This is a genomic window from Alitabrizicola rongguiensis (genome assembly GCF_021491355.1).
In the GTDB taxonomy this organism is placed as follows: Bacteria; Pseudomonadota; Alphaproteobacteria; order Rhodobacterales; family Rhodobacteraceae; genus Aliitabrizicola; species Aliitabrizicola rongguiensis.
The window spans coordinates 544527-562974 of the sequence record NZ_JAKENF010000001.1 but is presented as its reverse complement, the minus strand read 5'-3'; the positions used below and the strand labels follow the sequence as shown (position 1 = coordinate 562974).

Sequence of the window (18448 nt, the reverse complement as noted above, 5' to 3'; positions counted from 1 at the left end):
CGTGTATCGATTAATTTTTAATCGAAGCGATGAAAATGTGTAATTTTTGAGCAGATCGCAATTGGTCTCGGCGTGACCTGTCTGCCCCTTCCTTGTGTGGAATTCCATCACGCGGCCTTGATCTCGCTGGGGACGCGCTGGGTCGCCCACCAACCATGAAGGGGATGGTCGTGAAACTCATTATTGCAGCAATCAAGCCGTTCAAGCTGGAGGAGGTGCGCGAAGCGCTCACCGCCATCGGCGTTCGCGGCATGATGGTGACCGAGATCAAGGGGTTCGGCTCCCAGTCCGGACATACCGAGATCTACCGGGGTGCCGAGTATGCGGTGAACTTCGTGCCGAAGGTCCGTCTGGAAGTCGTGGTCAGCGACAATCTTGCAGAATCCGTGGTCGAGACGATCCGGACGACAGCCAAGACCGACAAGATCGGCGACGGCAAGATTTTCGTCCTTGATGTTCTGCAGGCTGTCCGGGTGCGGACGGGCGAACTCAACGACGACGCGCTGTGACGCGAGTGGTGGGGAAAGAAAGAACAATGTCGAATTCGATAAAATCATTCGCGCTCGGCGCAGCGGCAGCCAGCCTCGGCGCCTTGCCGGTCTGGGCGCAGGAAACAGCCGTCGAGGTCGTGACTGGCCCGATCAAGGCGCCCGACGCCGCTGCCATGGCAGGCATGGTCGACAAGGGCGATACGACCTGGATGCTGGTGAGCTCGGCCCTGGTCCTGCTTATGTCGATCCCGGCCCTAGCCCTGTTTTATGGTGGTCTTGTCCGGTCGAAGAACATGCTCAGCCTCCTGATGCAGGTCTTCATGATCGTCTCGATCGCCGCGCTGCTCTGGATCGTCTACGGCTACAGCTTGGCCTTTACTGGCGGCAGCCCTTACGTCGGCGGCTTCAGCAAGGCCTTCCTGGCCGGCGTGAGCACCGGCAGCTATGCCGCGACCTTCTCGAACAACGTCTACATCCCGGAATACGCCTTCGTCATCTTCCAGATGACCTTCGCCTGCATCACGCCGGCGCTGATCGTCGGCGCCTTCGCCGAACGGGTCAAGTTCTGGCCGCTGATGCTGTTCGTCGTCCTGTGGTCGACCATCGTCTACTATCCGATGGCGCATATGGTCTGGTATTGGGCCGGCCCGGACTTCCTGCCGGATAATCCGACCGACTACGGCATGCTCTGGGGCATGGGCGCGCTCGACTTCGCTGGCGGCACCGTGGTTCACATCAATGCGGGCATCGCCGGTCTGGTTGGCTGCCTTGTCATCGGCCCTCGCATCGGCTTCGGCAAGGAAGCGACCCCGCCGCACAGCCTGGTCATGACCATGATCGGCGCCTCGCTTCTGTGGGTTGGCTGGTTTGGCTTCAACGCCGGTTCGAACCTCGAGTCGAATGGTCTTGCGGCGCTCGCCTTCCTCAACACCTTCGTCGCGACCGCTGCCGCGGCGCTGGCCTGGAGCCTTGTCGAACAGGCCCATCATGGCCGCGCCTCGATGCTGGGTGCTGTGACGGGTGCGGTTGCGGGCCTTGTCGCGATCACGCCGGCCTCCGGTTTCGCCAGCCCGATGGGCTCGGTGGTGCTGGGCCTGATCGTCTCGCCGATCTGCTACTTCTTCGTCTCGACGGTGAAGTCCAAGCTGAAGTACGACGACACGCTGGACGTGTTCGGCGTGCACTGCGTCGGCGGGATCGTCGGCGCCATCGGAACGGGTATCCTTGCTGCCCCGTCGCTTGGCGGTCAGGGCTGGCTTGACTACACCCAGTTCCCGGCCGTTGCCGGCGAGTTCGACATGGCGGCGCAGGTCACCACACAGATCAAGGCGGTTCTTGTGACGCTGGTCTGGTCGGGCGTGATGTCCTTTGTCCTCTACAAGGTCATCGACCTGCTGTTCGGCCTGCGCCCGAGCGCCGAGGACGAGCGTCAGGGTCTGGACCAGACCTCGCACGGCGAAAGCGCCTACAACATGTGATCCGGAATCGGCCCGCCCACACTTGCGGGCCGTACCACGCGCGGACCTCCTCCCCCGCGCAATCTACGGCCCGGACGAGCCTCTCCCTCGTCCGGGCCGACTTGTATTCAGGCGACGATGTCGGCGATGGCACGCGCCAGTAACGGAACGGTTTCGGCGTTCAGCCCGGCGATGTTCAGCCGTGAATCGCCCACCATATAGATGCCGCGCTCGACCCGAAGCCGCTCAACCTCTTCCGGTGTCGCACCGATGCGCGAGAACATGCCGCGGTGATTGGCGATGAAGTCGAAGCGGTCTGAATTGGTCAGGCGGCGCAGTTCCTCGGCCAGCTGACGGCGCAGGCCCAGCATGTTCAGCCGGACCTCCTCCAACTCTTCCTTCCACATCGTCCGCAGGCTCGGATCGGTCAGGATCATCGTGACCAGACGCGCCCCGTGATCGGGCGGGAACGAGTAGTTCTGACGGTTCAGGAAGGCGAGGTTCGCCTGTACCGTCGCCTTGCCTGCCGCATCGCCTACCGCCAGCAGGATGCCCGTGCGTTCGCGGTATATGCCGAAGTTCTTTGAGCAGGACGCGGCGATCAGAACTTCGGGCAGGCGCTTTGCGATCAGCCGCGTGGCTGCAGCATCCTCGTCAAGCCCGTCCCCGAACCCCTGATAGGCAAGATCAACCAGAGGCACAGCGCCCTTCTCGGCCAGCAGGTCGGCAATCCTGGCCCATTGATCTGGCGTCGGATTGGCGCCCGTGGGGTTGTGACAGCAGCCGTGCAGCAGGACCACATCGCCTGCCTTTACCTTGGCCAGATCGGCCATCATCCCGTCGAAGTCGAGCCCGCGCGTTGCAGCGTCGAAATAGCGGTACTCGGCCATCGGCATGCCCAGGTAGCGAATGATCGATGGGTGGTTCGGCCAGGTCGGGTCGCTGATCCATACTGTGGCGTGTGGAGAGGCGAGCCTGATGAGCTCCAGCGCCTGCCGCACTGCGCCGGTGCCGCCCGGGGTCGCGACGGCCGCAACGCGATCGTGTGGCACTGTGCCGTCAAGGATCAGGTCGATCATCGCGGCGTGGAAGGCAGGCTCTCCCGCAAGACCGGTATAGGTCTTGGTTTTCTCTTCTTCCCACAGCTTCTTTTCGGCGGCCTTGACCGCGCGCATGACGGGGGTCAGGCCAGTTGCATCCTTGTAGACGCCCACACCGAGGTCGATCTTGCCGTCGCGCGGATCGTCGCGGAACATCTGGATGAGCGCCAGGATCTTGTCCTGCGCCTGCGGCTTCAGCGCCTCGAACATGGTCTTATCCTTTCGCGACCTTCAGGTCGTCATACATGCCCCATTCGGCCCAGCTGCCGTCGTAGAGCGAGTGGTTCCGGTGCCCGATGCGCTCCAGCGCCAGGCTCAGGATCGCCGCTGAAACGCCCGAACCGCAGGTCGTGATGACCGGCTTGGCCAGATCGATGCCCGCCGCCACGAAGGCCGCTTTCAGCGCATCAGGATCTTTCATCGTGCCGTTGGCGTTGAGAAGACCGTTCCAGGGCAGGTTCTTAGAGCCCGGAATATGCCCCGAGCGCAGGCCGGGGCGTGGCTCGGGCGCCTCGCCCTTGAAGCGCGCGGCGGAACGGGCATCGACGATCTCGGCATCGCCAAGCTTGCTGGAATGGGCGACTTGCGTCACGTCCTTCACCAGGCTTGCCTGGCGCTGCACGGTGATGTGGCGGTCGCGCAGGACCGGCGGCATATCTTCGATCGGTCGCCCCTCGGCACGCCATTTCGGCAGCCCGCCATCCAGCACCGCAACATCGGTCTTGCCCATCAGGCGGAAGGTCCACCAGACGCGCGGCGCCGAGAAGATGCCCGCACCGTCATAAATCACCACCTGGTGGCCGTCGCCCACGCCCATTGCCCGCATCCGGCTGATGAACTTCTCGGGTGGAGGCGCCATGTGGGGCAGGGCCGAACGCTGGTCCGAGATCTCGTCGATGTCGAAAAAGCGCGCGCCGGGGATATGGGCGGCCAGATACTCGCCCTTGGGATCGCGACCCGCATCCGGCATGTACCAGGACGCGTCAATAATCCGCAGATCGGGGTCGTTCAGATGCGCCTCGAGCCAGGCGGTTGAGACCAGTGTCTTGGGATCGTCCGTGGCCATACGCGCCCCCCATCCATATTGCCTGCCAACCCATAGCGGGCTGCGGCGGGTCTGGGCAAGACGTGATGGCAAGGGCCCGCGGCGCAGGGGCCGCGGGCCAGGTGCGCTCAGGCAGAGCGGTTCTTCAGCATACCGATGATCGCCGTCAGCACAGCGCCCCCGATGCCGCCCGAGGCGAGGTTCGCCACGATCGAACCAATATCGAGGCCGGCAGCGCCTGCGGCGGCGTCAACCGCGCCGCTGCTCAACAGCATCTGGACGATCTGGCCAAGGATGCCACCGCCGACGAGGCCGGCAATGGTGTTGCCGAGGCCGCCGAGATTGGCGTTCGGCATTGCCTTGCCCGCCGCATTTCCGCCGATGGCGCCGGCGACGAGCTGAATAATCAACTGTTCCATACATTCCCTTTCGGGGCCGATGACGGTGCCCCGGTCGCGTGCCCCTCGCGCCGGGCAAAGTTACTATGCGTCAATCTGGCGAATAATGAAGCAGAAATTAAGGATTATGCGCCCTGCTTCAACAATCGGGCCTTTTCGCGACCCCAGTCGCGCTTGGCTTCCGTCTCGCGCTTGTCGGACAGCTTCTTGCCCTTGGCCACGCCGATCTTCAGCTTCACCACGCCGCGGTCGTTGAAATACATGGCGATCGGAACGATTGTCATCCCCTCGCGCGCTGTGGCGTTCCACAGGCGAGACAGCTCCTTCTTGCTGACCAGAAGCTTGCGCCGCCGCCGCTCTTCATGGCCCCAGGTCTTGGCCTGAAGGTAGGGCGCGATATAGCCGTTGATGAGCCAGAGCTCGCCGCCTTCGACACTCGCATAGCTTTCGCCGATGTTCGCGCCGCCCTGGCGCAATGACTTGACCTCGGACCCGGTCAGCACGATGCCAGCCTCCAGATCGCTTTCGATGAAGTAATCGAAGCGGGCGCGGCGGTTCTCGGCGATGAGTTTCGAGTTCGGGTCTGATTTCTGGGCCATGACCCGCTCGAGATAGGCGACCGACCGGGGCGAGTCCAGTCGTGTGCATGCCAGGGGCACGCCAGGAGGCCCGCAATCATCACGGCTGGCGTGGCGGGAAGGTCACTCGCAAGACATCTGATCCGTACCGTCTTGGGAAGGCTTAGAACCGCACATATCTTTGAAACCGGATGTGAAGACACTGCAGGAGGTCGGTCATGGCAGTGGAAATCGGAATAGGGACCCTTCTTCTGATCTTCAACATCACCTTTGCGGCGGTTGCCGCCATGCTGCTCGAAGTTGTCTTCGTCCGCGTCCATCCATGGCTGCTGGCGCCGCCGCACCGTCCGAAGCTTGTGTTTCTGGTGGCGACCGTGTCCCTCTGGGTTCTGGGCGTCGTCACCGCAGGGGTGTGGATCTGGGCCAGCGCCTATCTGTTCCTGGGCATCTTCGAGACCTTGGAAGAGGCGGTCTATTTCTCGCTGGTCTGCTTCACGACCCTCGGTCTGGGTGACATCGTCATGCCGAAGGGGTGGCGCATCCTTTCGGGGATGGAGGCGGCAAACGGCTTCCTGAATTTTGGCCTTCTCTGCGCGCTGATGATCGAGGCTTTGCGCCAGATCCGGCTCAGCCAGGTCGAAAGCCGGCGCAAGGCCGGCTGAAAGCACCTTGCCGGAACGTTACGCCCAAACCAGCGAGGGGGACTGCTGAAGGCGTTTGCACAGAAGCTGATGCGCGCGTTCGCGGGAGAGCCGGGTGAAGAATCCAGCTTCGCTGTGGCGGGTGCGGCTGCCGACGCCGGGGCAATGCAGCAATAGCCCGCCTTGGGCATGAACGACCTCTTCTTCGGCGAAGACCGGGATCACGACCTCCGTTGCGCCGCGGGTCTGCGCAAGGCTGGTGCCGGAAAGCCCGATCATCGCGGCGGCCGGAACCAGCGCAACGACCGCGCCGTCGACATCGGGTTCGTCCCAGCAGTCGATCAGCAGCGCCTGGCCGGGCATGAGTGCCACATCCGCGCAGTTGCCCATCACGCCGCCTGCGAGATGGACCAGTTCAACCTTGCCGGGTGCAAGCCAGTCGCGATCCAGAGCCACCACCTCGCGCAGCCCGCCGTCAAAGCTGTGGACAAGGTCACCGCGGCGAAGCTCCTCGACACGCACCCAGCCTTGGGCGGTCTCGATCAGCGTGCCAGACACCAGGCCGCAGCGCGGCAGGGCGCGTGCGACCGGCATCGGGGTGGCACGGGCGATGAGGCGGGTCAGGTCCTGCATGAACATGGGCGTTTTCCTTTCTGGTTAAGTCCTGTGGCGGCCGATCTGGCCATGTGCCCAAGAAGGACCCGGATTTCGCCATTTTTTCGTCACGCTGAGGGCCGCTGGACGGCACCGTTTCGACATGCCGGATGATCCGCCGCAGCCAAAACGATCGTTCTGTCAGGAAACTCGCATTAGCGTTGCGTTAACCATCAATTCGACCGGTCAGACGGAATTGTTGCTCACCTAAGTGATTGATTCGGTCGCGCGCCGACGGCTACGCAGCAGCGCGTAGACCCCGCTGGCGACGATCAGAACCGATCCGACGATGGTCAGGAGATCGGGCCGCTCGGCAAAGATTCCCATACCCAGGATCATCGCGAAGATCAGGCGGGTATAGCGGAAGGGCGTCACGACCGAGACGTCGCCGGTGCGCATGGCGCGGGTCAGGGCGTAATAGGCGAGAACGCCGATCCCGGTTGCGCAGGCCAGGAAGGCTGCTGCAAAGCGGTCCGGTATCGCGGCGCCGCCGGAGAGAGCAAGCAACAGCGCCCCCGCCGGAACCATCATGGCAAAGCCGTAGACCCCCAATTGGAAGTTCGATAGCACCGGTGGCGCGGCGCGTGTGGCCAGGTCGCGTCCGGCAAAGCCGAGGGTTCCAATGACCGCCAAAAGCGTCAGCGGCGTGAATCCTTCAAGACCGGGGCGCAGGATGACGAGGACACCCACGAAGCCCACGAACACCGCTGTCCAGCGTCGCCAGCCGACCCGTTCGCCAAAGACGAGGGCCGCGCCAGCGATCACGACAAGCGGTGTTGCCTGAAGGATGGCCGACGCGTTCGACAGGGGCGTAAGCGCGATCGCCAGAGTGTAGAACAGTCGCCCCGTCACCTCGAATAGCGCGCGGATCAGGATAACCGGGGTCAGGATGGCAACGTGGAGCACCTGCTCGCCGCGCGACTTGGCGAGTGCAGCAAACACGAGCATACCCGCCCCGCCGAACAGGATCAGGATCTCGCCCACCGGCAAGGTGGCCGCGGCCGATTTCAGGAACATGTCCTCGATGGCAAAGCCCGCCATCGCCGCGACCATCCAGAAGCTGCCCTGAAGGTTTGCCCTGGCGCCGGTGGCGACGGCGGAGAGATCGAGGCTCAGTTCAGGATCCCCGCATGGCGCATCGCCGCGTCGATCCGGGCCTTGGTGCCGTCGGTCAGGCCCACGAGCGGCAGGCGAACCTCTTCCGAACACATGCCAAGCCGCGACAGGCCATACTTTGCGCCCGCCAGCCCCGGTTCAAGGAAGATCGCCTCGTGCAGCGGCATCAGACGATCCTGATAGCTGAGCGCCTTGGCATAGTCGCCGGCGAGCGTCGCCGCCTGGAACTCGGCGCAAAGCTTCGGCGCGACGTTGGCCGTCACGCTGATACAGCCGACGCCGCCATGGGCGTTGAAGCCAAGAGCCGTTGCGTCCTCGCCCGAGAGCTGGATGAAGTCCTTGCCGCAGGCGGCGCGCTGCTGGCTCACGCGTTCGATCTTGCCGGTCGCATCCTTGACGCCGATGATCCGGGGCAGCTTGGCCAGAACACCCATTGTCTCGGGCGTCATATCCACGACCGAGCGGCCGGGAATGTTGTAGATCACGATCGGCAGGTTGCAGCAGTCGTGCAGGGCGGTGAAATGCGCGATCAGCCCGGCCTGGGTCGGCTTGTTGTAATAGGGCGTCACCACCAGAGCGGCATCTGCGCCAACGCGTTCGGCATGGAGGATCAGGCGGATGCCTTCGGCCGTGTTGTTCGACCCGGCCCCGGCGATGACCGGGACGCGACCGGCGGCGGCCTTGACCGTTTCCTCGATCACCCGCTCGTGCTCTTCATGGCTCAGCGTCGGGCTTTCGCCCGTGGTGCCGACCGGAACGAGGCCGGTCGAGCCCTGCTCGATATGCCATTCGACCAGCTTTTTCAGCGTATCCAGATCCAGCTCGCCGTTCTTGAACGGCGTCACCAGGGCAGGGATGGATCCCTTGATCCTTTCGATCATGGCACGCGTCTCCTCGGATGATCGGGCGGTCGAGTCGCCCCGTTGCAAATGGGGCTTTCCTAGCGGCCCCGATGCCGATTGCCAACAGGGGGAAGGACCTGTGGATAACTGGCACATTTGTGTGTTGCGGCGCGACTCTGGTGAAGGCAAAAAGCACCCATGCTGACGCATCGTTCCAACCTCGCCCGCCAGACCCCGTTCCGGCCGTTCTTGCGCCCCCTCGTGATGGCGCTGGCCATCCTTGCCGCGCCCCCGGCTCATGCCGACAAGGCGGGGGCCCTGCGCAGCGCGCTCGCCGAGGCGCGGGCTGGCGACTGGGCCGGCGCCGAAGCGACTGTCGAGGATCCGATTTCCGGCGACATCGTCGAGTGGTTCCGGTTGCGTGCCGGGGACGCGACGCTTGGAGACTACGAGTCCTTCCTCGAACGCCGCCCCGATTGGCCGGGCCGCAAGATCATTCGCATCAAGGGGGAAGAGGCCGTTGCCCGCTCGACCACGCCCGAGCGGGTGATCGCCTATTTCGCCGAGGCCCAGCCGGCCACGGCGAAAGGTTCGATCGCGCTGGTTAAGGCCTTTGCCGCAACCGGTAATGCCGAGGCAGCGCAGACCGAGGCGATGCGCGGCTGGATCGCCCTGTCCTTCACGCCGGATCAGGAAAGCGAACTTCTGGCTATGTATCCGAAGGCACTGGCCAAGGTGAACGAACAGCGGTTGGACCGCCTTCTCTGGGATGGTGATACAGACGAGGCAGCCCGAATGCTCCCGCGTGTCTCGCGAGGTTGGGCGGCGCTTGGGCAGGCACGGATTGCTCTGCGGGTAGAGTCACCTTCTGTCGATGTCAAGCTGAAGGCTGTCCCGGAAAGTCTCGCCGACAATCCTGGTCTGGCCTACGAACGTTTCCTGTGGCGGATGCGCAAGGATCGCTACGAGGACGCGGCGGATACGATTGTCGCCGCCTCGGCCAGCGACGTAACTCTCGGCCAGCCAGAGGAATGGGCAGAGCGGCGCGCTTTGCTGGCGCGTCGCCTTCTGCGCGACGGCGATCCCCGAACGGCCTACAAGGTTGCTTCCTCGCATCATCTCGCCGGGGGCGCCGACTATGCGGAGCTTGAATTCGTCTCCGGCTTCATTGCGCTGCGGAGCCTGCACGACTACGGCGCTGCGCTGACGCATTTCCAGAACCTTACCGCTGCCGTCAGCACGCCGATCAGCGTGTCGCGCGGCGCCTATTGGGAGGGTCGCAGCTACGAGGCGATGGGCAAGCAAGCCGAAGCCCGGGCTGCCTATGCCCGCGCTGCTAAATACCAGTCGGCCTATTACGGCCTTCTGGCTGCCGAGCGGATAGGCGCGGATCTAGACCCGACGATGCTGGGCAAGGATCGCTACCCGGATTGGCGCAAGGCATCCTTCGCGAAATCCTCGGTGCTCGCCGCGGCCCTGCTTCTTGAAAAGGCGGGCGACAAGGCAACGGCGAAACGCTTCTTCGTTCATCTCGCTGACGGTCTTGATCCGTCGGAGCTTGCCCAGCTTGCCGAACTCGCCCTGGACATCGACAACCCGCATGTGGCGGTCGTTGTCGCGAAGGAAGCGGCGGATCGCGGGGTGATCCTGCCGCGCGCCTATTTCCCGGTCACCGGCATGGTGCCCGACGGCCTGCCAGTCAGCCGTGCACTTGCCCTCTCTATTGCGCGGCGCGAAAGCGAATTCGATCCGACCGTGGTCAGCAGCGCCGGCGCGCAGGGCCTTATGCAGCTCATGCCGGAAACCGCCAAACGCATGGCCAGCCAGACGGGCCGGTCCTTCGTGGCATCGAAACTGACGACAGATCCTGATTACAACGCCGCGCTCGGCTCGGCCTATCTTGCGCAGATGGTCGATCAGTTCGGCCCATCGGTGGCGTTGATTGCCTCGGCCTACAATGCGGGGCCGGGAAGGCCGAAGGCGTGGATGGAGCAGCTCGGCGATCCGCGACGCGAGGACGTGGATGTGGTGGACTGGGTCGAAATGATCCCGTTCAAGGAAACCCGGACCTATGTGATGCGCGTGTCCGAGGCACTGGTGGTGTATCGGGCCAAGCTCAAGGGAAAGGTCGGCCCGGTGAACATCACCGGCGAGTTGAAGGGCTAACGCGCGCGGGCGTCAGCCGCCACCGGCCTGTTTCGCCCTGATCCTCTGCCGCCACAGCGTGAACAGGCCGGCGCAGACGACGATAGTGGTGCCGATGACCACATTCGTCTCCAACCGTTCATCGAAGACGGTAAGGCCGATGATCGAGACGAAGACGAGTTGCAGATAGGCGAAAGGCTGTACCGCGCTGGCCTCCGCCACCGCGTAGGCGCGGATCAGAAGCCAATGCCCCGCCGCAGCCGTGCAGCACAGAAGGCCCATCCAGACCCAGTCGCCGGCGGACATCCATTGCCAGTGCCACAGGCCGGCAGGGGTCATGACCAGCGCGCCGGTCATGCCGGTCCAGAAGAAGCTGACGGCCGCGCTGTCCCCGCGCGCGACGTATCGGGTCATCAGGCTGTAAAGCGCGAACAGAAACGACGCGAGCAAAGGGATCAGAGCCAGCGGAGAGAACACGGCGACGCCGGGCTCAAGGATGATGAGCACGCCAAGAAAGCCGATGCCGATTGCGGCCCACCGTCGCCAGCCGACCTTTTCGCCCAGCACCGGCCCCGACAATGCGGCCACCAGAAGCGGGTAAGAGGTGAAGACCGCATGGCTGGCCACCAGCCCGAGCAGCGTGAAGGCGTAGACCATCACACAGATTTCGGCGACCAGCAGGATCCCGCGGCTCAGCTGGATCCACGGATAGCGCGTGCGGGTGGCCCCCGCCAATCCTCCTTGTCTGCGCGCTGCGGTCGCGGCAACGAAGGCGGCAAAGAACCAGAAGCGGATCATCACCACCATGTAGACGTTGTAGTTCGCGGCGAGATGGCGCGAGACGCCATCCTGTAGGGCGAAGATCGCCGTCGTGGCGACCATCAGCCAGATGCCGAGGCGGGTGTTCTGCGCCGTTTTCACGCGACGGACTCAGGGACGGGCGGCAGGCCCCGTTTGCGTTCGAGCATCAGCGCGACGAGGCCGGCGCCGACGACGATCACGACGCCGATCAGCACGTTGCTGGCAAGCGTCTCGTCGAATACGACGATGCCGACGATGCTTACGAACACGATCTGAAGATAGGCAAAGGGCTGGACCGCGCTGGCCTCGGCCACCTCATAGCAGCGGATCAGGAGCCAGTTGGCAAAGACCGCCACAAGGCCGTACATCGCCATCCAGCCCCAGTCGGCGCCGCTCATTGGCTCCCAGTGCGGCAAGCCGACGACCGTGATGAGCGCTGCTCCGAAGATGCCAGACCAGAACAGGCTCAGGTAGGCGTCCTCGGCCTGTGTCGCGCGTCGGGTCAACAGGCTGTAGAAGGCGAACATCGTCGCTGAGGCGAGCGGCAGAAGTGCGGCGGGGGTGAAGACGCCGGAGCCGGGTTGCAGAATGACCAGCACACCCGCCAGGCCGACCGCGATCGCGATCCAGCGGCCCAGCCCGACCTTTTCGCCCAGAATCGGAACGGACAGGCCGGCGATCAAAAGAGGGCAAACGGCAAAGACCGCATGGGTGTTGATAAGGCCGATCAGCGTATAGGCGGTGACGATCACGCAGATTTCGGCGATCAGCAGCGTTGCTCGAGTCAGATGTAGCCATGGATGGCGGGTCTTGACGCCGCGCCTCAAGCCGCCGGGGCGGCGCAGCGCCAGCATTACCACGAAGACGGCGTAGACCCAGTAACGGATCATCACCACCATCAGCGGGTTGTAGGCGGCGGCGAGGTGCTTCGATAGCGCATCCTGCACCGAGAAGGAAAAGACAGCCGCAATCATCAGCGCGATGCCGAGGCGCGTGTTCTGCCGGGTCGTGTTCATTCAGAAAGCTTGCCTGCCGTCATATGCCGTTTGTTGCCGAAGCCTGCGCGGCGCTCGACGGTGAAACCTGCGGCGGCAAGGGCGCGACGGATGCCGCCCGCCGCGCTGTAGGTCGCAAATGTTCCGCCGGGCGCAGTGTGACAAGCGACCTCGGTCATCAGTGCATCTGACCAGAGATCCGGGTTCTTGGCGGGCGAAAAACCGTCTAGAAACCAGGCATCCGCGCGGCCTGACCAGGCGGGCAGCGTGCCCCCCGCATCGCCGAGGATGACCTCGATCTCGATGCCGTCGAAGGCGATGTGGGTCCGGCCCTCGCCCCATTGGGCAACGAAAGGTGCTGCGACCGACTCGGCCTCCGGAAAGGCAGACAGCGCACGGGCGATGTCCTGCGCGCTCATGGGGAAGGCCTCGAAGGAGGTGAAGCGCAGCTGTCCCGCCGTTCCGCTTTGCCGCCAGGCGATGAGCGCAGCCAGCATGTTCAGGCCTGTGCCGAAGCCCAGTTCCGCGATGTGGAAGCCGGGCCGGAAGCGGGCAGGCAGGTCGTTTCCCGCAAGGAAGACGTGGCGCGTTTCGGCCAGGCCGCCTGCGAGCGAGAAATAGGGATCGTCGAAGCGGGTCGAGACCGGGATCGCGCCATCCCGCCATTCCAACTCTGCCGTCTGGCCCGTCGCCGCCATTTGCCCTACATCCCGGATCGCGGCGGACAATGGTCAAGGGCGCGGGGCATGGCAAGGGCCGATCTGACGGTGATGGGGGCGGGGGTCTTCGGGCTCGCCTGCGCCTGGGCCGCAGCGCGACGCGGTGCGCGGGTGCGCGTGCTGGAGCGCGACCGGATCGGGGCGGGGGCAAGCGGCGGGCTGGTCGGTGCTCTGGCGCCGCATGTGCCGGAGCAATGGAACCCCAAGAAGCAGTTCCAGTTCGAAAGCCTTGTCATGGCCGAAGGCTGGTGGGCCGAAATCGAAAAGGCGGGTGGACATAGCCCCGGCTACGCCCGCCTCGGGCGCCTGCAACCCTTGCCAGACCCCACAGCGGTGACCCAGGCGCTCGCCCGGTCTGAAGGGGCGGTGAAGTACTGGGGGGGCATGGCGGAGTGGCGGGTGACCGAGACGCCGGGTGATTTCAGTCCGGAAAGCCCGACTGGCCTCTGGCTCTGGGACAGTCTGTCTGCGCGGCTTCATCCGCGCATGGCCGCGACGGCTTTGGTTGCGGCGATCCGTGCCAAGGGCAGTGAGGTGGTCGAGCGGGGGGCAGAGCCAGAGGGCGCCGGACCCATCCTGTGGGCGACCGGGGTCGCGGGGCTTGCGGCATTGTCGAAAGACTTGGGGCAGGAGGTCGGCGGCGCCGTGAAGGGTCAGGCTTTGTCGCTACGTTACGATGCCGCAGTCGCGCCCCAGCTTTTTGTCGATGGATTGCACATCGTCCCGCATTCAGATGGCACCGTGGCGATCGGATCGACAAGCGAGCGCAGTTGGACCGACCCGTCCGCAACCGATGACCAGCTCGCGCTGCTTCACCGGCAGGCCATCGCCGCCTGCCCGGCTCTGAAGGATGCGCCAGTCGTTGACCGGTGGGCTGGCCTGCGGCCCCGTGCCCGATCGCGCGCGCCGATGCTGGGCGAATGGCCGGGCCGGCCGGGAGAGTTCATTGCCAATGGTGGCTTCAAGATCGGTTTCGGCATGGCGCCGAAGGTCGCCGAGGTGATGGCAGACCTGATCCTGGACGGGCGCGACACGGTTCCGGACGACTTCCGGGTGGAAGCCAGTCTGAAGCGCTGAGGCTTCAGCGCCTGTAGGTGGGGTGGAACAGCCCGGCGGGTGACAGCGTAAAGATGTCGCAACCCGTCGCAGTCACCCCGACCGAATGTTCGAACTGTGCCGAGAGCGACTTGTCGCGCGTTACCGCCGTCCAGTCATCCGCAAGAATCTTTGTCTCGGGCCGGCCAAGGTTCACCATCGGCTCGATGGTGAAGAACATGCCCTCTTCCAGAACAGCACCCGTACCGGGCCGTCCATAATGGAGCACATTCGGCGGCGCGTGGAAGACCCGGCCCAGACCATGGCCGCAGAAGTCGCGCACCACGCTCATGCGGTTGGCCTCGACGTAAGTCTGGATGGCATGACCTATGTCGCCGAAGGTGTTCCCGGGCTTGACCGCCTCGATCCCCTTCATCAGCGCGTCATGCGTTACCTCGATCAGGCGCTCGGCCTTCCGGTTCAGCTCGCCGGCGACATACATGCGGCTGGTATCGCCGAACCAGCCGTCGACGATCACGGTGACGTCGATATTCAGGATGTCGCCATCCTTCAGAAGTTTCGGTCCCGGGATTCCGTGGCAGACGACGTGATTGACGCTGATGCAGGAGGCGTGGCGATAGCCCTTGTACCCGATGGTGGCCGAGGTCACGCCGCGGCGCTTCACCTCTTCGGTGATGAAGTCGTCCAGTGTCTCTGTCATGACGCCGGGCTGGACCAGCGGGACGACGGCATCAAGGATCTCGGCCGCAACGCGGCCTGCGGCGCGCATCCCGGCGAAATCGGCGTCTTCGTAGATCCGGATGCCATCCCGGGTGATGCGGCCTCTGGTTTCGTCCAACGTCATGGTCCTTGCTGCGACCCCCTAGATAGTGAAAGGCTTCCGCCTTGGCCAGAGGGCCGACCCGGCCTATACGAAGGACCGGACCCGAAACTGCGGAGTTGTCATGCCGAACCCCACCGCCGCCATGCTTGTCATCGGGGACGAGATCCTGTCGGGCCGTACCCAGGACGGTAACACCCACTACCTTGCCGGACAATTGACCCAGCATGGCGTCTCGCTGCGCGAGGTTCGTGTGGTTGCTGACGACCACGGCGCCATCGTGGCTGCGGTAAATGCGCTCCGAGCGGTCTACGACCACGTCTTCACCAGCGGTGGCATAGGCCCGACCCATGACGACATCACTGCAGACGCGATCGCCGATGCCTTCGGTGTTCACATCGGCATCCGAAAGGACGCCCATGATCTGCTCGCCGCGCACTATGCCCGACAGGCGCTTGAGTTCAACACAGCCCGCCAGCGCATGGCCCGCATCCCCGATGGCGCCACGCTGATCGACAACCCCATCTCGGTTGCTCCTGGCTTTACCATCGGCAATGTCCATGTGATGGCCGGCGTCCCGAGCATCTTTCAGGCGATGGTCGCTTCGGTCCTGCCGGGGATCACCGGCGGAGCGCCTCTGGTCAGCAGGTCACTGCGGGTCGAGCGGGGCGAAGGTGAGATCGCAGCTTCATTCGGGGCGCTGGCCGCCGAATTCGCCGATCTGTCGATGGGATCCTATCCGTTCATCAGCAATGGCCGGCACGGCACCAATCTGGTGATCCGCGGTACGGACCCGGCGCTCGTCGAAACTGCGATGGCCCGCTTGACCGCCATGTTTCCGCCAGCATGACTGCGTTGCCCGAAGAGGATGCCTTCCTGGCTGCGATGGAGGCGACCTGGCCCGCCGCGGCGCGGCTGCATGTCGGCCCGTTCGTTGTTCGCAGCGGGCAGGGCGGCGGCAAACGCGTATCGGCGGCGACCGCACACGGGGCGGTCACGCCCCCCGCGATAGAGGCTGCCGAAGCCGCGATGCGCGACCTCGGTCAGGCGCCGCTGTTCATGCTGCGTCCGGCGGAAGCGGATCTGGACCGGATGCTTGACCTTCGCGGCTATGCAATCGTTGATCCGGTCGAACTTCATGCCGCACCCATCGCCCAGCTCGGGCCGCCGCCTGGCGACATGGAGGTGTTTCCGCATTGGCCACCTCTGGCCATGGCCGTGGACATCTGGGCGGAGGCGGGGATCGGCCCAGCCCGCATCGCGGTGATGGCGCGGACCGCAGGCCCTAGGACGGTGTTTCTGGCGCGCAGCCGCGACCGGTCGGTAGGAGTTGCCTTTGCGGCTGTTCACGATGGCATTGTCATGCTGCACGCGGTCGATGTCTTGCCCGAGGCGCGCAGGCGTGGGGTTGGGGGCCAACTTGTGCGTGCCGCCGCGTCCTGGGGGGCCGCCCATGGGGCTAAGGCACTGGGATTGGCTGTCACGCGCGCCAACACCCCGGCGAAGGCGCTCTATGCTTCCCTCGGCCTGCGGGTTGTGGGAGAATACTTCTATCGTCAAGGATGAGCCCGAAGTGGCCAGAGCAGTCACCCGATCCGCCCCGATTTTCCGTTGGTCTGCCATAGTTTTGCTGTGCGGCATCTGTCTTGCGCAGCCGGCCGTTGCAGTGGAACTGGCGATGCCAGGCACGGCCACGCTGATCGCCGATCAGTCCGAGCCGGTTGGCAGCTATGACCTTCCAACGGGTCCCTGGGCCGATGGAAAAGTGCCGACGCAGGGGTTCGAGGGCGGCGTGACGCGCCGGGTGTGGCGGATTGAGGGCGCGCCTCAGACCACGCTTCAGATCCTCGGCCCCCTGCGCGACGAACTCGTGGCACAGGGATTTCGGATCCTGCTTGATTGCGACACCGATGCCTGCGGCGGGTTTGATTTCCGCTTCGGGACACAGGTTCTGCCCGAGCCGGACATGCATGTGGATCTCGGCAATTTCCGTTTCCTGTCGGCGGAACGCGATGGAAAGGAGGGGCCCGAGGCGGTCAGCCTGTTCGTCAGTCGATCGGCTGTCCATGGCTTTGTCCAGATGATTAGCGTCGGCGTAGCCGTGCCTGTTGTCGAGGTCGAACCTGCCCCGGTCGCGCCCGTTGTCGCCGCAACCGCGCCTGTCGTCGCCGCAGTTCCGAAGACGGCGGCGGATATCGGGGCTGGTCTTGGCAGGACCGGTTCGGTCGCGCTTGACGATCTGGTCTTTGCTTCGGGTGCGGCACAACTCGATGCGGGTGACTATGCATCGCTGGCCGCCTTGGCCGACTGGCTAAGCGCCAATCCGGGCTACAAGGTCATGCTGGTTGGGCATACCGATGTCTCGGGGGGGCTTTCCGGAAATGTGGCACTGTCGAAGGCAAGGGCGGCGTCGGTTCGTGACCGGCTCATTCAGTCCTACGGCGTCGCGGCGGATAGGGTGCAGGCGGATGGGGTCGGTTATCTGGCGCCACGCGCGCCCAACGTCACCCCCGAGGATCGCGCCCGCAATCGCCGGGTCGAGGTGATGATCATCGCCAGCCCGCCGGGCTAGCGGCAGATGTGAAAAGGGCCGCGGCAAAGCGCGGCCCCTAATCCGTTTGGTCGGATCGATCACCAGTTGTCTGGGCCCTTGTCCATGTAGCGACGAGCAAGGAAGTCGATGAAGGCGCGAACCTTAGGCTGGGTGAACCGGCCCGGCGGATAGACCGCGTAGATCCCGAGGATCTCGGTCGGAAGGCCCGGGATCGCTTCTTCCACAAGGCCCTGACGCATCGCATCGGCGAAGAGGAAGCTCGGCAGGTAGGCGATGCCCAGGCCCGAGATCGCGGCGTTCAGCAGCGACTGGCCATCGTTCACCGTCAGCCAGCCTGCGGTGCGGACCTGGCGGCGCTCGCCCGAGGGGGCGATGACTTTCCAGACGTTGCCGTTGGCCTGGTTCGAGTAATGCAGAAGCTTGTGCTCGTTCAGGTCGTCGATCTTCTGCGGACGTCCGTATTTCTGGAAATAGGCCGGAGAGCCGATCATCCGCCGTGTGGTTTCGGTCAGCTTGCGGGCACGCAGGCTTGAGTCTTCCAGCTCGCCTACCCGGATGGCCATGTCGAAACCTTCGGAAATCAGTTCAACATATCGGTTGTTGAGAACCATGTTGACGGTAATGTCCGGGTATTCGAGCAGGAAATCCCCGAGGATCGGCGACAGCAGATTGACGCCGAAATCCGTCGCCACCGAAATCCGCAGCAGACCCGAAGGTGCTGACTGCATTGAGGTGACAAGAGCATCCGCTTCGCCGGCGTCGTTCAGGACGCGGCGGGCGCGGTCGTAATAGGCAAGTCCGATCTCGGTCGGGCTGACCCTGCGTGTTGTCCGGTTCAGAAGGCGGGCCCCCAACCGCGCTTCCAGAGCCGAGACATGCTTCGACACGGCGGATTTAGAGATCCCCATCTTCTTCGCCGCGTCGGTGAAGCCGCCTTGGTCAACGACCGTGGCGAAGGCTTCCATCTCGGTGAGTCGATCCATTGTCGTCCTCTGGGCTGGCAGCAGTTGCTTTCGCCCTTTCTAGCCCCCCAATC

General features: G+C 64.3%; 20 protein-coding genes. 8 read left to right on the top strand and 12 right to left on the bottom strand.

Going from position 1 to position 18448, the window contains the following annotated elements:
- Positions 1-170 precede the first annotated feature (170 nt).
- Both L0V05_RS02810 and L0V05_RS02805 read left to right on the top strand, forming a co-directional pair.
- Entirely contained in the window at positions 171-509 is a 339-nt protein-coding gene (locus tag L0V05_RS02810; RefSeq protein WP_234868277.1) for a P-II family nitrogen regulator, read from the top strand.
- Positions 510-535: 26 nt separating this feature from the next.
- The gene (locus L0V05_RS02805; protein WP_234868275.1) at positions 536-1969 is read left to right on the top strand and encodes an ammonium transporter; all 1434 of its coding nucleotides are present in this window, start codon (positions 536-538) and stop codon (positions 1967-1969) included.
- Positions 1970-2076: 107 nt separating this feature from the next.
- Here L0V05_RS02805 and L0V05_RS02800 read toward each other — a convergent pair whose 3' ends face one another.
- From L0V05_RS02800 to smpB, 4 genes are all read right to left on the bottom strand, one after another.
- Complete coding sequence (locus L0V05_RS02800) at positions 2077-3258, bottom strand: amino acid aminotransferase (protein WP_234868273.1); 1182 nt, start codon at positions 3256-3258, stop codon at positions 2077-2079.
- Positions 3259-3262: 4 nt separating this feature from the next.
- A complete protein-coding gene (gene sseA / locus L0V05_RS02795) occupies positions 3263-4114 on the bottom strand; it encodes a 3-mercaptopyruvate sulfurtransferase (RefSeq protein ID WP_234868271.1) in 852 nt (283 codons plus the stop codon).
- Between the two features lie 107 nt (positions 4115-4221).
- Positions 4222-4512, bottom strand: coding sequence for a hypothetical protein (locus L0V05_RS02790; protein ID WP_234868268.1), 291 nt, complete (start codon positions 4510-4512; stop codon positions 4222-4224).
- A gap of 104 nt (positions 4513-4616) precedes the next feature.
- Positions 4617-5090: an SsrA-binding protein SmpB gene (gene smpB, locus L0V05_RS02785; RefSeq protein ID WP_234869183.1), complete on the bottom strand. Its 474-nt coding sequence runs from the start codon at positions 5088-5090 to the stop codon at positions 4617-4619.
- 197 nt (positions 5091-5287) lie between these two features.
- Here smpB and L0V05_RS02780 point away from each other — a divergent pair, with 197 nt between their 5' ends.
- Positions 5288-5731, top strand: a complete 444-nt coding sequence (locus L0V05_RS02780; RefSeq protein WP_234868266.1) for an ion channel — start codon at positions 5288-5290, stop codon at positions 5729-5731.
- An 18-nt stretch (positions 5732-5749) separates the two neighbouring features.
- Here the strand turns inward: L0V05_RS02780 and L0V05_RS02775 are convergent, their stop codons facing one another.
- From L0V05_RS02775 to dapA, 3 genes are all read right to left on the bottom strand, one after another.
- A complete protein-coding gene (locus L0V05_RS02775) occupies positions 5750-6349 on the bottom strand; it encodes a Hint domain-containing protein (protein WP_234868264.1) in 600 nt (199 codons plus the stop codon).
- Positions 6350-6571: 222 nt separating this feature from the next.
- A complete protein-coding gene (locus L0V05_RS02770) occupies positions 6572-7417 on the bottom strand; it encodes a DMT family transporter (RefSeq protein WP_234868262.1) in 846 nt (281 codons plus the stop codon).
- Positions 7418-7476: 59 nt separating this feature from the next.
- Positions 7477-8361, bottom strand: coding sequence for a 4-hydroxy-tetrahydrodipicolinate synthase (dapA, locus tag L0V05_RS02765; protein WP_234868260.1), 885 nt, complete (start codon positions 8359-8361; stop codon positions 7477-7479).
- Positions 8362-8520: 159 nt separating this feature from the next.
- On the opposite strand from dapA, the gene L0V05_RS02760 reads away from it, so the two are divergent.
- Positions 8521-10488, top strand: coding sequence for a lytic transglycosylase domain-containing protein (locus tag L0V05_RS02760; RefSeq protein WP_234868258.1), 1968 nt, complete (start codon positions 8521-8523; stop codon positions 10486-10488).
- A 12-nt stretch (positions 10489-10500) separates the two neighbouring features.
- On the opposite strand, the gene L0V05_RS02755 is transcribed toward L0V05_RS02760, so the two are convergent.
- From L0V05_RS02755 to mnmC2, 3 genes are read right to left on the bottom strand one after another with little or no spacing between them, the layout of a single operon-like run.
- The gene (locus L0V05_RS02755; RefSeq protein ID WP_319937699.1) at positions 10501-11388 is read right to left on the bottom strand and encodes a DMT family transporter; all 888 of its coding nucleotides are present in this window, start codon (positions 11386-11388) and stop codon (positions 10501-10503) included.
- A complete protein-coding gene (locus tag L0V05_RS02750) occupies positions 11385-12284 on the bottom strand; it encodes a DMT family transporter (protein WP_234868256.1) in 900 nt (299 codons plus the stop codon). Before L0V05_RS02750 ends, L0V05_RS02755 begins: the two co-directional genes overlap by 4 nt.
- Positions 12281-12961: a tRNA (5-methylaminomethyl-2-thiouridine)(34)-methyltransferase MnmC2 gene (mnmC2, locus tag L0V05_RS02745; protein ID WP_234868254.1), complete on the bottom strand. Its 681-nt coding sequence runs from the start codon at positions 12959-12961 to the stop codon at positions 12281-12283. Before mnmC2 ends, L0V05_RS02750 begins: the two co-directional genes overlap by 4 nt.
- A 48-nt stretch (positions 12962-13009) precedes the next feature.
- On the opposite strand from mnmC2, the gene L0V05_RS02740 reads away from it, so the two are divergent.
- Positions 13010-14059: an NAD(P)/FAD-dependent oxidoreductase gene (locus tag L0V05_RS02740; RefSeq protein WP_234868252.1), complete on the top strand. Its 1050-nt coding sequence runs from the start codon at positions 13010-13012 to the stop codon at positions 14057-14059.
- 4 nt (positions 14060-14063) lie between these two features.
- On the opposite strand, the gene map is transcribed toward L0V05_RS02740, so the two are convergent.
- The gene (gene map, locus L0V05_RS02735; RefSeq protein ID WP_234868249.1) at positions 14064-14882 is read right to left on the bottom strand and encodes a type I methionyl aminopeptidase; all 819 of its coding nucleotides are present in this window, start codon (positions 14880-14882) and stop codon (positions 14064-14066) included.
- Positions 14883-14982: 100 nt separating this feature from the next.
- On the opposite strand from map, the gene L0V05_RS02730 reads away from it, so the two are divergent.
- The 3 genes from L0V05_RS02730 to L0V05_RS02720 all read left to right on the top strand — a co-directional run bounded on the left by L0V05_RS02730 (position 14983) and on the right by L0V05_RS02720 (position 17430).
- A complete protein-coding gene (locus tag L0V05_RS02730) occupies positions 14983-15708 on the top strand; it encodes a competence/damage-inducible protein A (protein ID WP_234868247.1) in 726 nt (241 codons plus the stop codon).
- On the top strand, positions 15705-16424 hold the full coding sequence (locus L0V05_RS02725; protein WP_319937697.1) for a GNAT family N-acetyltransferase: 720 nt from the start codon (positions 15705-15707) through the stop codon (positions 16422-16424). Before L0V05_RS02730 ends, L0V05_RS02725 begins: the two co-directional genes overlap by 4 nt.
- A gap of 112 nt (positions 16425-16536) precedes the next feature.
- Positions 16537-17430 carry an OmpA family protein gene (locus L0V05_RS02720; protein ID WP_234868245.1) on the top strand — a complete coding sequence of 298 codons (894 nt, stop codon included), beginning with the start codon at positions 16537-16539 and terminating at the stop codon, positions 17428-17430.
- 59 nt (positions 17431-17489) lie between these two features.
- Here L0V05_RS02720 and L0V05_RS02715 read toward each other — a convergent pair whose 3' ends face one another.
- Positions 17490-18395 carry a LysR family transcriptional regulator gene (locus tag L0V05_RS02715; RefSeq protein ID WP_234868243.1) on the bottom strand — a complete coding sequence of 302 codons (906 nt, stop codon included), beginning with the start codon at positions 18393-18395 and terminating at the stop codon, positions 17490-17492.
- Between the last annotated feature and the right edge of the window lie 53 nt (positions 18396-18448).

What these genes read in the sequence shown, in the direction of transcription:
- L0V05_RS02805 (WP_234868275.1), top strand. Translation starts at nt 536, where the DNA reads ATGTCGAATTCGATAAAATCATTCGCGCTCGGCGCAGCGGCAGCCAGC.
- sseA (WP_234868271.1), bottom strand. Translation starts at nt 4,114, where the DNA reads ATGGCCACGGACGATCCCAAGACACTGGTCTCAACCGCCTGGCTCGAG.
- L0V05_RS02800 (WP_234868273.1), bottom strand. Translation starts at nt 3,258, where the DNA reads ATGTTCGAGGCGCTGAAGCCGCAGGCGCAGGACAAGATCCTGGCGCTC.
- L0V05_RS02720 (WP_234868245.1), top strand. Translation starts at nt 16,537, where the DNA reads ATGCCAGGCACGGCCACGCTGATCGCCGATCAGTCCGAGCCGGTTGGC.
- L0V05_RS02790 (WP_234868268.1), bottom strand. Translation starts at nt 4,512, where the DNA reads ATGGAACAGTTGATTATTCAGCTCGTCGCCGGCGCCATCGGCGGAAAT.
- map (WP_234868249.1), bottom strand. Translation starts at nt 14,882, where the DNA reads ATGACGTTGGACGAAACCAGAGGCCGCATCACCCGGGATGGCATCCGG.
- L0V05_RS02750 (WP_234868256.1), bottom strand. Translation starts at nt 12,284, where the DNA reads ATGAACACGACCCGGCAGAACACGCGCCTCGGCATCGCGCTGATGATT.
- mnmC2 (WP_234868254.1), bottom strand. Translation starts at nt 12,961, where the DNA reads ATGGCGGCGACGGGCCAGACGGCAGAGTTGGAATGGCGGGATGGCGCG.
- L0V05_RS02730 (WP_234868247.1), top strand. Translation starts at nt 14,983, where the DNA reads ATGCCGAACCCCACCGCCGCCATGCTTGTCATCGGGGACGAGATCCTG.
- L0V05_RS02725 (WP_319937697.1), top strand. Translation starts at nt 15,705, where the DNA reads ATGACTGCGTTGCCCGAAGAGGATGCCTTCCTGGCTGCGATGGAGGCG.
- L0V05_RS02775 (WP_234868264.1), bottom strand. Translation starts at nt 6,349, where the DNA reads ATGTTCATGCAGGACCTGACCCGCCTCATCGCCCGTGCCACCCCGATG.
- L0V05_RS02760 (WP_234868258.1), top strand. Translation starts at nt 8,521, where the DNA reads ATGCTGACGCATCGTTCCAACCTCGCCCGCCAGACCCCGTTCCGGCCG.
- L0V05_RS02715 (WP_234868243.1), bottom strand. Translation starts at nt 18,395, where the DNA reads ATGGATCGACTCACCGAGATGGAAGCCTTCGCCACGGTCGTTGACCAA.
- smpB (WP_234869183.1), bottom strand. Translation starts at nt 5,090, where the DNA reads ATGGCCCAGAAATCAGACCCGAACTCGAAACTCATCGCCGAGAACCGC.
- L0V05_RS02740 (WP_234868252.1), top strand. Translation starts at nt 13,010, where the DNA reads ATGGCAAGGGCCGATCTGACGGTGATGGGGGCGGGGGTCTTCGGGCTC.
- L0V05_RS02780 (WP_234868266.1), top strand. Translation starts at nt 5,288, where the DNA reads ATGGCAGTGGAAATCGGAATAGGGACCCTTCTTCTGATCTTCAACATC.
- dapA (WP_234868260.1), bottom strand. Translation starts at nt 8,361, where the DNA reads ATGATCGAAAGGATCAAGGGATCCATCCCTGCCCTGGTGACGCCGTTC.
- L0V05_RS02770 (WP_234868262.1), bottom strand. Translation starts at nt 7,417, where the DNA reads ATGGTCGCGGCGATGGCGGGCTTTGCCATCGAGGACATGTTCCTGAAA.